14 protein-coding genes are annotated in these 14,790 nt (G+C 41.6%); 5 read left to right on the top strand and 9 right to left on the bottom strand.

Features of this window, described 5'->3' with window-relative positions:
• Positions 1-1,239 precede the first annotated feature (1,239 nt).
• Positions 1,240-2,472 (bottom strand): tyrosine--tRNA ligase, encoded by a 1,233-nt coding sequence (gene tyrS / locus JZ787_RS16990; protein ID WP_101495492.1) that lies wholly within the window; start codon positions 2,470-2,472, stop codon positions 1,240-1,242.
• 63 nt (positions 2,473-2,535) lie between these two features.
• Between tyrS and JZ787_RS16985 the strand changes: the two genes are divergently transcribed.
• Positions 2,536-3,663: an anhydro-N-acetylmuramic acid kinase gene (locus JZ787_RS16985; RefSeq protein ID WP_346312927.1), complete on the top strand. Its 1,128-nt coding sequence runs from the start codon at positions 2,536-2,538 to the stop codon at positions 3,661-3,663.
• Positions 3,664-3,774: 111 nt separating this feature from the next.
• Here the strand turns inward: JZ787_RS16985 and JZ787_RS16980 are convergent, their stop codons facing one another.
• From JZ787_RS16980 to JZ787_RS16965, 4 genes are all read right to left on the bottom strand, one after another.
• A complete protein-coding gene (locus JZ787_RS16980; RefSeq protein WP_346312926.1) occupies positions 3,775-5,058 on the bottom strand; it encodes a lytic murein transglycosylase in 1,284 nt (427 codons plus the stop codon).
• 790 nt (positions 5,059-5,848) lie between these two features.
• On the bottom strand, positions 5,849-6,970 hold the full coding sequence (locus tag JZ787_RS16975) for a 5-(carboxyamino)imidazole ribonucleotide synthase (RefSeq protein ID WP_346312925.1): 1,122 nt from the start codon (positions 6,968-6,970) through the stop codon (positions 5,849-5,851).
• 15 nt (positions 6,971-6,985) lie between these two features.
• The gene (gene purE, locus JZ787_RS16970; RefSeq protein WP_004697498.1) at positions 6,986-7,498 is read right to left on the bottom strand and encodes a 5-(carboxyamino)imidazole ribonucleotide mutase; all 513 of its coding nucleotides are present in this window, start codon (positions 7,496-7,498) and stop codon (positions 6,986-6,988) included.
• Positions 7,499-7,690: 192 nt separating this feature from the next.
• On the bottom strand, positions 7,691-8,029 hold the full coding sequence (locus JZ787_RS16965; RefSeq protein ID WP_004977754.1) for a DMT family protein: 339 nt from the start codon (positions 8,027-8,029) through the stop codon (positions 7,691-7,693).
• A 255-nt stretch (positions 8,030-8,284) separates the two neighbouring features.
• Between JZ787_RS16965 and mpl the strand changes: the two genes are divergently transcribed.
• Positions 8,285-9,652, top strand: a complete 1,368-nt coding sequence (gene mpl, locus JZ787_RS16960; RefSeq protein WP_159126923.1) for a UDP-N-acetylmuramate:L-alanyl-gamma-D-glutamyl-meso-diaminopimelate ligase — start codon at positions 8,285-8,287, stop codon at positions 9,650-9,652.
• A 57-nt stretch (positions 9,653-9,709) separates the two neighbouring features.
• Here mpl and JZ787_RS16955 read toward each other — a convergent pair whose 3' ends face one another.
• The 3 genes from JZ787_RS16955 to JZ787_RS16945 form a co-directional block, all read right to left on the bottom strand.
• Positions 9,710-10,087 (bottom strand): hypothetical protein, encoded by a 378-nt coding sequence (locus JZ787_RS16955; protein WP_160362281.1) that lies wholly within the window; start codon positions 10,085-10,087, stop codon positions 9,710-9,712.
• A 94-nt stretch (positions 10,088-10,181) separates the two neighbouring features.
• Complete coding sequence (locus JZ787_RS16950; protein WP_062031180.1) at positions 10,182-10,466, bottom strand: GNAT family N-acetyltransferase; 285 nt, start codon at positions 10,464-10,466, stop codon at positions 10,182-10,184.
• 39 nt (positions 10,467-10,505) lie between these two features.
• The gene (locus tag JZ787_RS16945; RefSeq protein WP_062031177.1) at positions 10,506-10,790 is read right to left on the bottom strand and encodes a GNAT family N-acetyltransferase; all 285 of its coding nucleotides are present in this window, start codon (positions 10,788-10,790) and stop codon (positions 10,506-10,508) included.
• Positions 10,791-11,188: 398 nt separating this feature from the next.
• On the opposite strand from JZ787_RS16945, the gene JZ787_RS16940 reads away from it, so the two are divergent.
• From JZ787_RS16940 to JZ787_RS16930, 3 genes are all read left to right on the top strand, one after another.
• The gene (locus tag JZ787_RS16940) at positions 11,189-12,154 is read left to right on the top strand and encodes a TerC family protein (protein WP_004697489.1); all 966 of its coding nucleotides are present in this window, start codon (positions 11,189-11,191) and stop codon (positions 12,152-12,154) included.
• 184 nt (positions 12,155-12,338) lie between these two features.
• Positions 12,339-12,701: a hypothetical protein gene (locus tag JZ787_RS16935; protein ID WP_346312924.1), complete on the top strand. Its 363-nt coding sequence runs from the start codon at positions 12,339-12,341 to the stop codon at positions 12,699-12,701.
• Positions 12,702-12,704: 3 nt separating this feature from the next.
• On the top strand, positions 12,705-13,865 hold the full coding sequence (locus JZ787_RS16930; protein ID WP_346312923.1) for a glutathionylspermidine synthase family protein: 1,161 nt from the start codon (positions 12,705-12,707) through the stop codon (positions 13,863-13,865).
• Between the two features lie 381 nt (positions 13,866-14,246).
• On the opposite strand, the gene JZ787_RS16925 is transcribed toward JZ787_RS16930, so the two are convergent.
• Positions 14,247-14,720 carry a hypothetical protein gene (locus JZ787_RS16925; protein ID WP_346312922.1) on the bottom strand — a complete coding sequence of 158 codons (474 nt, stop codon included), beginning with the start codon at positions 14,718-14,720 and terminating at the stop codon, positions 14,247-14,249.
• Between the last annotated feature and the right edge of the window lie 70 nt (positions 14,721-14,790).

The following is a 14,790-nucleotide window of genomic DNA, read 5'->3' as shown; positions in this document are numbered from 1 at the left end:
TTTCTGACAAATATTTCTCAAATAAACTTCGAGTAATTCTTACCATCAATCAATGAAATATTTTCGATCGATCAATCAGTAAAAATCCACACAAGTTGTTCTTCATAATCTCTTAATGATCTTTCCAACACCTCGTCAGTGCTAGAAGCCGGACTCAATATACTTAACAACTCAGCACTTCGTGCTTCGTTCATTTCCGTCTATCTCGTCGGTATGGGGTGCATTCTAGAGGATTTCTAAAGCTTTGCAACCCCCAAATTCACTTATTTGAAACGGGCGTTGGTTTTTTCTACAAAACTTAAGAAAAATCGTATTTTTCATCTATTTTTTGATCATATTTATCATTTTTTCTCTTATTTCTTTCAACATGAGCATTTCATTTCCAATCTTTAAAAGTCTTTTAAGCTTGAAATTTAAGCCTTAGCATTTATTTTTTCTTTCAGCAGAGTCTTACCAATCTTCTAGCAACGTTGTTTTCAGACTTAAAATCACTCTGTATTCCGTTCATCTCTGTATTTTTGATAAATCATCTTTCTAAAGACGTAGTTCTTTTATATTTGATACATGCCTAAGCTGAAAAACTGCCACATCGCTACAAAGGCACCTAATTATTTAACAAGAATGGAGTGCTTAGTCTGTTTTTATTTCATTCGCATAAATAGCAAAACCCTCTTCTATGCACATCTCAATCAAAATAATTCAAGACAGAGCTGAAATAACAGCCACGATAAAGCTTAATGATACAGAGCATCTGGATATAAGTAGAAAACGCTGTGCTATATACTGTAAGGTAATGACCATCTTTATTGAAAAGTCTGTTGCACCTAACTTTTATGACAACTCGTTATTTGTCTGCGAGAAACTGATTTTAAAAACTAAATTTTTGCCAATAAAAAAGGAAGAGATCTCTCCCAAAACCTCTTCCTCGGAGTTAGATCGTTATCTGATCCATAGATGTCATTATTGTAGTTATCTTAAAAAGCCCCTTAGGGAAGAGACTTGAAAACTGTGGAGAGTTATTCTTATTGACCCTTCTAGCGATGTTAAAAACATCAACTAGACGTTGAAATCTTATACACACTCATTTTAAATTGCAATATTTTTGGAAAAAATTAAGCATTGTTTTTATAAGGTTTTTTTTGAATTTATTTATTTGATTTTTTTATAAAGATTAAAAAATAAAAAGCAGGCCGAAGCCTGCTTTTATATCAATGACTTAAAGCATATATATGCACTGACTTAGTCTGTAAAAGTGACTTTCGCAATGGCTTTTTTACCCGACTGGATAATTAAAGTGACATTTTCTTTAACAGAGAAACTCATATCGACCACGTTCCAATCGACTTTGACCGCACCACGACCCACGGCATCTTTTGCCGCTGCAGCATTTGGGTTTAAACCGGCTACGCGAAGAATTGTTGCAATAAACAACTCGCCACCAAATTCTGCACGTGAAATTGTCACTTCAGGTGTTCCTTCGGGTAACTCACCCTCAGTAATCAGATTGCCTGCACCTTTATGTGCATTTTCTGCCGCTTCTGCACCATGGAAACGCTCTACCAACTCAAGCGCAAGAATCTTTTTCACTTCTTGTGGATTACGCCCTTCAGCAATTTCGTTTAGCAGGACTTTAATGTCTTCAACGGATTTAAAGCTGAGTAAATCGAAATAGCGTTCAATTAATGCATCTGGCATCGAAAGGACTTTTTGATACATCGCGCCTGGTGCATCAAATACGCCAATATAGTTACCCAAAGACTTAGACATTTTGTTCACACCGTCTAAACCTTCAAGGATTGGTACAGTAATGCACACTTGTGCTTCTTGATCATAACGACCTTGAAGTGTACGCCCCATCAATAAGTTAAAGGTTTGGTCTGTACCGCCTAATTCAACATCCGCCTCAAGGGCAATCGAGTCATAGCCTTGAACCAATGGATACAAAAACTCATGAATTGCAATCGGTTGATGGTTGTTATAACGCTTGGTGAAGTCATCACGCTCAAGCATACGTGCAACCGTTTGCTGTGAGGCCAATTGAATCAAGTCAGCAGCCGTTTTTTCGGCAAACCATTCAGAGTTAAAACGCACTTTGGTTTTATTTGGATCAAGAATTTTAAACACCTGTTCTTGATACGTTTTTGCATTTTCAAGCACTTGCTCACGCGACAATGGTGGGCGTGTTGCACTTTTTCCAGTCGGGTCACCGATCATCGCGGTGTAGTCCCCAATCAAGAAGGTCACGTCATGACCCAAGTCTTGGAAAGTTTTCAATTTATTAATTAAAACCGTATGCCCCAAGTGCAAGTCAGGCGCAGTCGGGTCAAAGCCCGCTTTAATTTTTAAAGGACGATTTTCTTTTAATTTCTTCAGAAGATCTTCTTCAGAAATAATTTCATGCGTGCCTCGTTGAATGAGAGCAAGTTGTTCTTCAGCCGGCAGGAAATTTGACATCACAAAACCCAAACACATCAGTTATTCAATTTGTGCGATATACTAACACTTTTTCAGCACATTGCAGGCTTTAGAATAATCATGACAGCGATCTATATTGGGGTAATGACCGGCACCAGCATGGATGGTGTTGATATTGTTGCTGCTTCTTTTGATCCATTGCAGCTTCACGCCACCCTCACTCTTTCTTTCGACCCAGATTTACGCGATGAACTGATGGCACTCACCTTGCCCGGTGACAACGAAATCGACCGTATGGGCAAGGCAGATGTGGCTTTAGCAAAGATGATTGGCGAAGGCATCAATCAACTGATTGAGCAAAGTCATTTAGATCGTAGTCAAATCAAAGCGATTGGCTCACATGGACAAACCATTCGCCACCGCCCAGAGCATGGCTTTACCCTGCAAATTGGTGACCCAAACATCATCACTGAAATCACCCAAATTCCTGTGATTTCAGATTTTCGACGTCGTGATATGGCCGCAGGTGGACAAGGTGCCCCGTTGGTTCCTGCTTTTCACCAAGATATGTTCCAACATGAAAGCATTCATCGCGTCATCTTAAACCTAGGCGGCATTGCCAATGTCAGTATGTTACCCGCAGGCCAACCTGATCAGGTCTACGGTTTTGATACAGGCCCAGCCAACATTTTAATGGACGCTTGGTGTGAACGCTTTACTGGACAGCCCTATGATGAAAATGGCAATTGGGCAGCCTACGGCCATCCGATTCGCAGTTTGCTCGATCGGCTCCAAGCACATGAGTATTTTTCTAAAGAACCACCAAAAAGCACTGGCCGTGAAGACTTTAACCTCGAATGGTTAGATGAACAAATTGCAGACTGGCGCAATGACCTTGAATATGACGAGCTTGAAGATAGTCCTGAAAATGTTCAGGCCACCTTAATGAAGCTCACCACGCGCGCCATTAAAAAAGCCATCTATCGCTCCGATATGGATACTGGTGAAGTCTACGTCTGCGGCGGTGGTGCGTATAACTCGCATCTTTTAGAACAATTACGCTGGCGCTTACGTAAACACAATTGGTCTGTACAAACCACCTCCGCCATTGGCTTAGCTCCAACGTGGGTAGAAGCAACCGCCTTTGCTTGGTTGGCTATGCGCTTTATCCATCAACTCAGCGGCAACTTACCGACAGTGACAGGCGCACAAGGTAACCGTATTCTCGGGACGATTACCGCGGTTTAAACATCAAAGTGCTTCTGGTCTTTTAGACGCAACCCGAGCAAATCAAAAAAGCCAGTCAAGTGAATAACCAACTGGCTTTTTATCTATCTCAGCGATTTTTTGCTGTTAATGTTAACGCATCATCAACTTGGCATTTTCCTGCCGAAAGGCTTTTAAAATTTGCTGTCCCGCTCGTCCCGTCGGACTTAAACCTAAACGGATTTGCTCCTGTCGAATCGCTTGACGAGTTTTATCACCAATCAAACCATCCACCGCGCCAATATCATAGCCACGATTCAGTAAAAACTGCTGAATTTCACGACGTTCAGAACGTGAAGTGCCTGCATCATCGGTTGGCCAAGCTGTACTAAACCCACCTTGCCCTTGTAAACGGTCTGACAAATGCGCAATCGCTAATGCATAACTTTCTGCTGCGTTATAACTATAGATTGCATCAAAGTTTTTAAACACTAAAAACAGTGGACCATTTTCACCAGCAGGTGCCATCAGCCCCGCTTGAGAGCTAGAAGATAAATTGCCTTGAATTAATGCTGAACCATCTGCGCGTACCAAGCCATTCTGCACCCAGTAAGATAAGGACTTCTTATTGCGACGACTTTCACCACTCAGAGAGATCGCTTGCGGATTTTTCACTTCAAATCCCCAAGGTTGCCCAGTTTGCCAACCGCGTTTTTTGAGGAAATTGGCTGTTGATGCCAAAGCATCTGTGGTACTCGACACCAAATCACGACGTCCATCACCATCAAAGTCGACGGCCAACTCTTCATACGTTGATGGCATAAACTGGGTATGGCCAAACGCACCTGCCCACGAGCCTTTCAGTTGTGATTCAGTTAAATCGCCTCGCTGTAAAATACGCATAGCGGCAAAAAACTCTCCACGGAAATAGCTTTGGCGGCGCCCTTCACAGCTCAATGTGCCTAGCGCTTGTAATAATGGATATTTACCTGAAATATCGCCAAAATTACTTTCAACACCCCACACTGCAACCACGGTCTCGGCAGGCACACCATACGCTGCCGCAACGCGATTCAACACTTCACGATGCTGAACCAATTTTTGCCGACCTACTGCAACACGCTCATCATCCACCAATCCTGACAAATAATCCCAAATCGGCGTGGAAAATTCAGGTTGGTAATTTAATTTTTCAATCACAGAATAATCAGGCGCTAAATTTTGCGTGTAGCGATCATAAGTGGACGCAGACACACCATTCGAAATCGCTTGGCTTTTTAAATTGGCAATACAGCGTTGAAATGAATTCTGAGGACTATAATCGGAAGTTGCGACATTTGAACTGCCTGTAATTTTTTGACCATTAATAATGAGCTCAGCATTCGCCTGAGTCGCCGCTAAAAAAAATGAACCTAAAAGAAAAGCAAAACGGTGCATAAAATCCCTAATGATTCTTTATCTCTAAATTATGCTTTTTACCTTAACACTTTCGATTTCACTTTTCTGAATCAAAACGTAAATGAATATTCATTCTGGTTTGAATTCAAAACTATCTTTTAAATTTAAAACCACTTATCCACAGCACCACAAATCTCAGCTTTTGAATTCAAAAGCAACCTCGGACTCAGCATATAATTTAAATTCAATCATCTTGTTTTAAATTCATTTATCCACAAATTTTATTTAACATTAATAATCAATAATATATAGAGAATCAACCACCACAACTAAAGCTCAATATTTTTAAATTCAAAACTTTAAATTCATTCAGCAGTCTTTAAATTTATTGTTTTGAATTTAAATTCAAACAACATCAAAACTTTTAAATTCATTTCAAATTTAAACGCCCGATTTAAATTTAAAACTCACTTTTGAATTCAAAATTTTACTTCTATTTTTTAAATTCAAAATAGACTTAAAAAGATATCCACACACCCAGGTTGATAGAGATCTCTGCTGTTTCACTTTTTTAGGTGAAAACCTGTGTCACATTCAATTGTGGGCTCTGTTTTAAAACGTGCATCTCTGTACAAAACTCGCTTTATTTTGCTTTCAGTTTATTTTTTTATGCGCTAATTTTATCTAAACGGATAAAAAACACGCAATTTATTTTAATTTTGATCCGATTAACGGTCACTTTTTTCGAAGAGGCGCAATCATGCCTGAATGAATCTAAATAAAAAAGCGACCACTCTTGTGATCGCCTTTTTTAACAACAACTGAAGCTTTAGATGGTCATATCTTCGCTCAGTGCCAATGGATTTGGTAAAATTTTCGCCAACTGACGACATAGCGTCGTGAGTTGAGCTGTATCATTCGGCATTAAAGTCAGGTGACCAATCTTACGACCTTCACGTTCTTCCTTATTATAAAGATGTAGATGTACACCTTCTAAGGCCAAGACTTGTTCAGACTGTGGATACTGACCAATAATATTGATCATGACCGTAGGGCGAACCACTTCAGTTGAACCCAAGGGTAAGCCTGCGACTGCACGAATATGGTTTTCAAACTGAGAGCATACTGCGCCTTCAATCGACCAGTGTCCTGAGTTATGCACACGTGGCGCCATTTCATTGGCATACAAACCTTTGTCTGTGACAAACAGTTCTAAGGTCAACACGCCAACATAATTCAAATGATTCAATAGGCGAGTGATATAGTCTTGTGCAACGGGTTGTAAGTCCGCACTATTCGGTGCTGGGACAATCGAATGCGACAAAATACCATGATGGTGATGGTTTTCAGCCAATGGCCACGTTTTCACATCGCCATTTTGACCACGTACCGCAATGATCGAAACTTCCCGCGAGAAGGTCACAAAGCTTTCTGCAATTAAACTTCCAGCAGGGCCTAATTCAGCCCATGCATGTTCAATTTGTTGTTCAGAGCGCAATACAAATTGACCTTTGCCATCATAGCCACCTGTGGCTGTCTTCAGCACAATCGGTAAACCTAGCTCAGCAACCGCAGCGCTTAAGCTTTCTAGTGAATCTACCGCTTTATAAGGCGCAACAGGAATCTCAAGCTCATCAAATAACGCTTTTTCAGACAAGCGATGCTGTGCAATGGCTAAAGCCTGACGCGGCGGATGCATATCTTTTTGCTTGGTCAAAACATCAACATCTGACAAAGGTGTATTTTCAAACTCAAGACTGAAGACATCTGCACTGGCAATAAAGTCTTGTAAACCATTTTCAGTTTTGCTTGAAATCACGGTTCCTAAAGCCGCTGAAGGGCAGTCTGTACTCACATCAAAGAACGTACATTGAATATTTAGTGGCAAAGCCGCTTGCGCCATCATGCGACCCAGCTGCCCACCACCAAAAATACCGATGGTTTTATTCATGAGGAATGCCCCGTATTAAGCTTGGCCTGGAATATTGTTGCTTGCGACTTTGTCGGTTTGTGCAGCACGGAAATCGGCTACATTTTTTGCAATTTCAGGACGTGTCAGACCTAAAATTTGTGCTGCCATAATCGCGGCATTGGTTGCGCCTGCTGGACCAATCGCCAAAGTACCCACTGCAATACCTGCTGGCATTTGCACAATCGATAACAGTGAATCGACACCGTTTAAAATCGAAGACTTCACTGGCACACCCAGTACAGGCAAATCAGTTTTCGCCGCACACATTCCTGGTAAATGCGCCGCACCGCCTGCACCCGCAATAATCACTTGGATACCACGGTCACGTGCTTGCTCTGCATATTCAAAAAGACGATCTGGCGTACGGTGCGCAGACACAACTTCCGCTTCAAATGGGACACCAAGTTGCTTAAGCATATTGGCAGTGTGTTCGAGAGTGGCCCAATCTGATTGAGAACCCATGATAATTCCAACGAGAGGAGTGTCTTGTGAAGCGGCCGCATTCATTGCAATGTTTCCAGAGATAGTTAAGAGAGATAAATCTCGACTAGCGCCAAGCTTTAATAAGAGCCCCGTATTATAGACTGATTTTTCAGCTCTCCAAAATTTAACCGTACAACTAAATGCAGATTTTTCTTGTTTTTTTAGGCTAAAGCATAAAACTTAAATAAAAAGAGGACTGTAGCTTCATTTTTTAATTTATTGACTGCGAAAAACAAAATACACACAACCAAATAAACACAGTCCCGCCCACAAATAATCAAGCTTAAAGGGCTGTTTAAATAAGAAAAGCATAAAGGGCACAAAAACCAATAAAGTCACCACTTCTTGGGTGATTTTCATTTCGCCCATCGACCAGCCTTGCTGCGACAGCATACGGGTCGCAGGAATCATAAAACTGTATTCTACCAAGGCAATGAACCAACTAAATAAAATGGCTTGCCAAAGCGGTACACCCGGTAAAAATTTTAAATGTCCATACCATGCGAGTGTCATAAAACAGTTGGCAATAATCAATAAAATAAAGGGCAGGGACATGAAGCAAAATCGCTGAGTTTAGGAGCATTTTATTCTACGTTTTTTGCTAGGAAATTCAGCAAATATTGCACTTTTCAGCCAGCTTTTTTACAAAATAAAAGCGTTTTTCAAGCCGCAGAATAATTAAACGATTAGATACAAGAATCACTATCTTTTCGCTAAGCGCCTTGCTATGGTTGCTTTCACATCGAATTAATCACGACAACAGCACCAACAATACGTGATGTGTCTATAAAAGCAGTGGAGTGAGGCGGAATGCATCTGCATATTTTGGGTATTTGTGGCACCTTTATGGGGTCTTTAGCGCTTTTAGCACGTGATCTTGGCCACACAGTGACGGGTTCGGATCTAAATGTTTATCCTCCCATGTCCACCCAGCTCGAAAATGCAGGCATTACCTTAATGCAAGGTTATGACCGCAGTCATTTACAACCGCATCCTGATTTAGTCATCGTCGGCAACGCGATGAAACGCGGGATTGATGCAGTTGAATACATGCTCAATGAAGGCTTACCGTATATTTCAGGCCCACAATTTTTGGCCGATCATGTGCTCCAAGGCAAACACGTACTTGGTGTAGCAGGGACCCACGGTAAAACCACCACCACCACTATGTTGGCTTGGGTGTTGGATCAGGCGGGTTTAGAGCCAGGTTTCCTGATTGGCGGTGTACCTTTAGGTTTCTCTGAAAGTGCGCGTTTAGGTGGTGGTAAATATTTCTGTGTCGAAGCCGATGAATATGATTCTGCCTTTTTCGACAAACGTTCGAAGTTTGTGCATTACCACCCTAAAACAGCCATTTTAAATAACCTTGAATTTGACCATGCCGATATTTTTGATGATCTAGCAGCGATTCAAAAACAATTTCATCACTTGGTTCGTACCATTCCAAGTGAGGGTCGTATCATTGCTCCAATTACTGAAAGCAATATTGATGAAGTTTTAGAGCAGGGCTGTTGGACACCTGTGGTTCGTACCTCTTTAGAGGCCCACGACAAGTCTGAATTGTATGCCGAACAACTCAGTGCGGATGGTTCACACTTTAAAGTACTCCAACACGGCGTGGTGAAAGGCACGGTGCAATGGAACATGACAGGGCAGCACAGCGTAGCCAATGCTTTGGCGACTATCGCTGCGGCTGAACACGTCGGCGTGAGCATTGAAACAGCGTGCGAAGCACTGTCTAACTTTGGCGGCGTGAAGCGCCGTATGGAGCTTTTAGGCACAGTACGTGGCGTTGAAGTGTATGATGACTTTGCCCATCACCCAACCGCAATTGATACTACGCTAGAAGGCGCACGTAAGCGTTTAGGCGAACGTAAGTTGTGGGCAATTATTGAGCCTCGTTCAAATACCATGCGCATGGGAAGCCATAAAGATGGACTCGCACACTCTGCACGTTTGGCCGATGAAGTGATTTGGTATCAACCAGAAGGTTTGGACTGGGACTTGCAACCTGTCATTGCAGCTGCACCCAACAAGGCCGTGGTCGCACGTACATTAGATGACATTATCCATACCATCGTCAGTGAAGCAGGCGAGGGCGATGCGGTTGTGATCATGTCTAATGGTGGCTTCGGTGGCTTACACCAAAAATTAATCAGTGCCCTAAACGCAGAATAAGCGGTACCCACTAGAAGAAAAACCCGCATATGGCGGGTTTTTTACAAGCGTATCTAATTAAAAACCAGACATCGTACCCGTATATTCAAAGTCTTTTAGTTTTGACCAACCTTGAACCGTGTCTCCCAAGCGTTTACTAAAATACATGATCGAAACCCACTGTTCTTGGCCATCATCATAGGTGCTATAAGCAGTGATATGATCATTTTTAATCATAAACAGATCTTTGATTTTACAAGCATTGCTCGGTGCTGAATGAAAATATACTCTGGTTGGAGCAATCACTTTCATGCCCCAACGTGGAATGATCTGGACTTCTTTTTGTTCTGCCTTTTCCTCAAGTTTTACACAATCTTCAGCATGCAATAAAGGGGCAACTGAACAGAATAGGGCAATAGATAAAAGCGTCTTCATATACTTTAATTTCACCATCATTCAGTGCTACAAAATACAAAATAGAACTGTAATCGCAGCTATATCGATCTCATTTTAGCTTAACATTTAGAATTGCAATGAATGGCGTGAGCAATTAAGCAGCAACATCCTCAAAACTTTTCTCACGGCGAAACATCACATCGACATAAGAACAGGTCGGGATAATTTTCAGGTTTTTCTCACGTGAAAAATCAACCAGAGTATCCAACAGCAAACGCGCCACACCTTGACCCCGCAGTGAATCATCGACCCAAGTATGGTTGGCATCAATGGTTGTCTCGTCCCGCCAAATATAGCTAATTTCAGCAATACGCTGACCGTCTGAATTATTTAAGAAAAACTCACCTTTTTGATCACGATCTACATGTTGAAATTGCATAGCACACTCGTTGAATGGATTGATTTATGGTTCTCTATCTTAGTGGAATAAAACATCATGAATAGATGGATCTTTGTCGAATACCGATTTGGAAAAAGGGCACAAAGGTAAAATTTTTACGCCCTTATCACGGGCAAAGTTAACCAAAACATCCAATAACTGACGCCCCACATGTTGCCCACGGAGCAACTCACTGACCCAAGTGTGATCAATGATAAATTTATCATCCCCAGCCCAACTATAAGTCATTTCCGCCACACGCTCGTTTTCTTGCTCAACAAAAACTTCGCCTTTACTACCTGTTTCTTGATGTTGAATTTTCATTATTATTCCTCTTTGGTTTACTGTTTTTTTTAGATTGCCATAAATTGAAGCAAAATTTTGTCTCATTTATATTTCATCTACAATTTTCTTTAATATTTGCTCAAACCATAAAAATATGCGATGCTTAGCTCACTTTTGGATCAAATCCAAAACCAAATTTATGTTGAACAAGGGGAGTAGCCTCCTCCAAACGTGAAAAATCCATGCTATGCATCACTTTCACGTGTCAGATTATCGTCATTACACTTTGCAAAAAGTCGGTATCTGAGCATTTTAGCGCACAAAATACATACGCTAAAATGTAGGCAAGACCTTGATCATGTTGTCACAGATGTTTTATTTCATCTGGCAGCAGGTCAAGGTTTTTTTGTGGCCGATTGCTGGATGTGGAGGATTTCATGGAATCTATCGGCAATTTATGGCTATACCTTGCTTTTTTCGGCATTGTTACCGTGATGCTACTGATCGACTTTTTAGGCTTTAAACAAAAAGAAGGCCAAGAAGTTAAAATCAAAACAGCCGCGTTATGGAGTATTGCGTGGGTTTCCGTCGCATCACTCTTTGGTGCAGGTCTCTGGCTTTATTTACAACAAACTGCAGGTGTCACTGTGGCCAATACCAAGGTCATGGAGTATTTCGCAGGTTATTTACTTGAAAAATCTTTAGCTGTCGACAACGTCTTTGTCTGGCTGATGATCTTTGCTGCTTTTGCCATCCCACCTGCACTACAACGCCAATTATTGCTGTATGGTGTATTGGGCGCGATTATTCTACGTACCATCTTTATTTTTATTGGCGCGTGGTTTGTACAAGAGTTCTCATGGATTCTGTATATCTTCGGTGCGTTCTTGGTATATACGGGCTTCAAATTCTTCAAAGGGCAAAACGAAGAAGAAACCAATATCGAAGATATGGCGATCTTAAAATGGCTGCGCAAACATATGCGGATTACTCCGCAAATGCATGGCAATAAGTTCTTTGTCCGTCAAAACGGGATGTTGTGGGCAACACCACTGTTCTTGGTGTTGATTTTAGTTGAAGCGTCGGATGTAATTTTTGCGGTGGATTCCATTCCTGCAATTTTCGCGGTGACCTCTGATCCGTTTATCGTGTTGACTGCAAACTTAATGGCGATTTTGGGTCTACGTGCGATGTTCTTCTTGTTGTCTGGTGCAGCAACCAAGATGCATTATCTCCCGTATGGTTTAGGTATTATCTTGGTATTCATCGGCTTTAAGATGCTCATGTTGGATGTGTTCCATATGCCAATTTGGATTTCACTGGGCTTTATTGTGTTGGTGCTGACCATCACTGCGATCTTGTCGATTCGATACAGTAAGAAACATCATCAAACCACCCTCTAATATTTTAAAAAAGCCTTCCTCTGGGAAGGCTTTTTTATGACCAAATTTTAGTATGCTCGAGACTTAATCCTATGATTTTCTGTGAAAATGCACTGTACTTTATGCAAACAGCTCCCTATGATAAGCGGGCTTAAAACCCTTGGTTTTACCTGTAAAAATAAAAGAACCTGAAGGTTGCTCATCCATGCGTACCAAAAAATTAACTCTTGTTGTAGTGCCCGTTTTACTCACGGCATGTAGCGGTTCTAAAACCCTACAACAGGATGTTTACAATAACCAATACAACTGCTACCAAGACTGGCATTTTGAACTGTGCGAACCTGCTAACGAAAATAGTGAATCGAGCTATAGTGGCTCTACTGGGGTTTATATCGGCCCACAATATTATAAGAACAACCGTAAAGTCCGTTACATGGGCCAAGTCTTGAAAGCTCGCGGACGTCATTCGACGAGCACACCTAAAATCTCGACTCACGTTTTTAGCCATGCCAAATCCCAACCCATTCGTGGAGGCTTCGGCCGTGGCGGGGGCTCATTCGGAGGTTAATACATGAAACGAGTTCTATTCCCTGAGCGTGAAAACTGGCAACAGGCACATCAAGAGATTGGTTTTGACTACTACAACTTGCCGTCGCGGGATGGTTCAATGTATTGGTCAGAAGGGGTGGCTTATGAGTTTAGCCTCAAGCAAATTGAACAGCTAGAAGATGCCTCGAACGAATTACACCAGATGTGCCTTGAAGTGGCAGGGGATATGATTCAACGCGGTCATTATCCGGAATATTTTCAAATCCCCCCAGCAGCGATTCCTCTGATTGAGCACTCATGGAAAAACCAAGCGCCAATGCTGTATGGCCGTTTCGATTTTGCCTATGATGGTCAAGCCATCAAAATGCTGGAATACAATGCCGATACGCCAACGGGTTTACTCGAAGCCTCTGTTGCACAGTGGCATTGGATTGAACAAGTCAAAAATATTGCAAACCGTGATCAGTTCAACAGCATTCATGAAAAGCTGATTGAGCGCTGGAAACAGCTCTATCCTGCGCGTAGCCGTGTCCATTTTGCAGCCTGTCAAGAAGCAGGTCGTGAAGATTGGGGCAATTTAGAATACCTCATGGATACCGCTTTTCAGGCAGGCTTAAATGTCAGCGAACTGTCAATGGAAAACATCGGTTGGAATGGCACAGCCTTTGTCGATTTGCATCAGCAAAAGATTCAGCATTTATTTAAGCTGTATCCGTGGGAATGGATTTGGGAAGAAAGTTTTTCACAGTTTCTCAAACATGAAACCGAATGGATTGAACCATGTTGGAAAATGCTGCTCTCCAATAAAGCCCTATTGATCGAGCTATGGAAACGCTTTCCGAATCATCCATTGTTGTTAGAAACCCATGCTTATGATGCGCACGCCCACTACGCAGGGAAATGGGTACGTAAGCCCATCTTAGCGCGCGAAGGCGCAAATATTCATATCTTACAAAACAATGTCGATTGCGGCGCAGCCTCAGGTAGTTTTTACTTCGATGACTACGACAAATATGGTTATGTCATGCAGCGCTGGGTAAAAACTCCGTTGCATGAAGGTATGCTGCCCACCTTGGGACTTTGGATGGTCGGGGATGAATGTGCGGGGATGTCACTGCGTGAAGATGTGTTTGATGTGATCGGCAATGATGCGCATTTTGCTGCGCATTATTTTGTGGAATAAAGTGGCGCTCTAAATCACCTATTTAAAATAGATGTCCAAAGATTAATGCGGGTCTGTTCAGGCGTTTTAGTAGGAGCACCATCACTTTTAGATTATTTGTGACGGAGTCTTATCTTTTTTAAGTTCGATACTGGGAGCTCAATTATTCTTTTGTTTCACCAAATGAGAAGCGAAGCTTCGTAAGGAAAGCATTTGTCCTCCGCAAAACCTATTCACTTTCTATAATTAAAAAATTTGTGTTGCAAAAATAATCTACTCCAAACACTACGTAGGTTGCGGGTGACGCTTCCGTGTATCAAATAAAGTTTAAATTGAAAAAGAAAATGCCTGTCAACTCTAAAACTGACAGGCATACATTCGAAAACAATATTTTTTTCAAGGTTAAATGATATGCGCTTTAACCCGCTTCATATAAGACACTAAACGCGTGAAAAACAAGATTTGCAGGAAAATGGTAAACAGCGAAATAGTCCATTCATACCAATCATCAAACGCTGTGCCTTCTAGATTAAAAGCAAAATAAAGCCCCAATAACACTGCACCAAATACAACACCAGCCACAGTGGTTTGTACCAAAATGGGAAAAGACAACGCTGTAATTCGACCTAAGAAATGCTCACCCTCATCACCACCATTGGCTTTATAAGCACTTTGAATCCCGATAAACATAATCAATAAAGTCAGAAGTCCCTCAACGCCAATCACACGGACATCACCATAGGGTGAATACATGCCGTAGTAATACACCACTGAAACCAATAAGGCGGTGACTAAGTAATAATTTTTATAATGCTTTTTATCGAGGGTATTGCTAGATAATTCATGTGCTAATGCTTTGGTATTCCAAAAATACATGCCGATCATTGTCTCTTATTTTATCAATGTCGACACTGTACTGACTCAGCATTTAAAGATAAAGACTTTC

This window comes from Acinetobacter sp. BWR-L5 (assembly GCF_039655985.1).
Classification (GTDB): domain Bacteria; phylum Pseudomonadota; class Gammaproteobacteria; order Pseudomonadales; family Moraxellaceae; genus Acinetobacter; species Acinetobacter johnsonii.
Note: the sequence above shows the minus strand (reverse complement) of the source record. Positions and strands in the feature narration are given on the sequence as shown.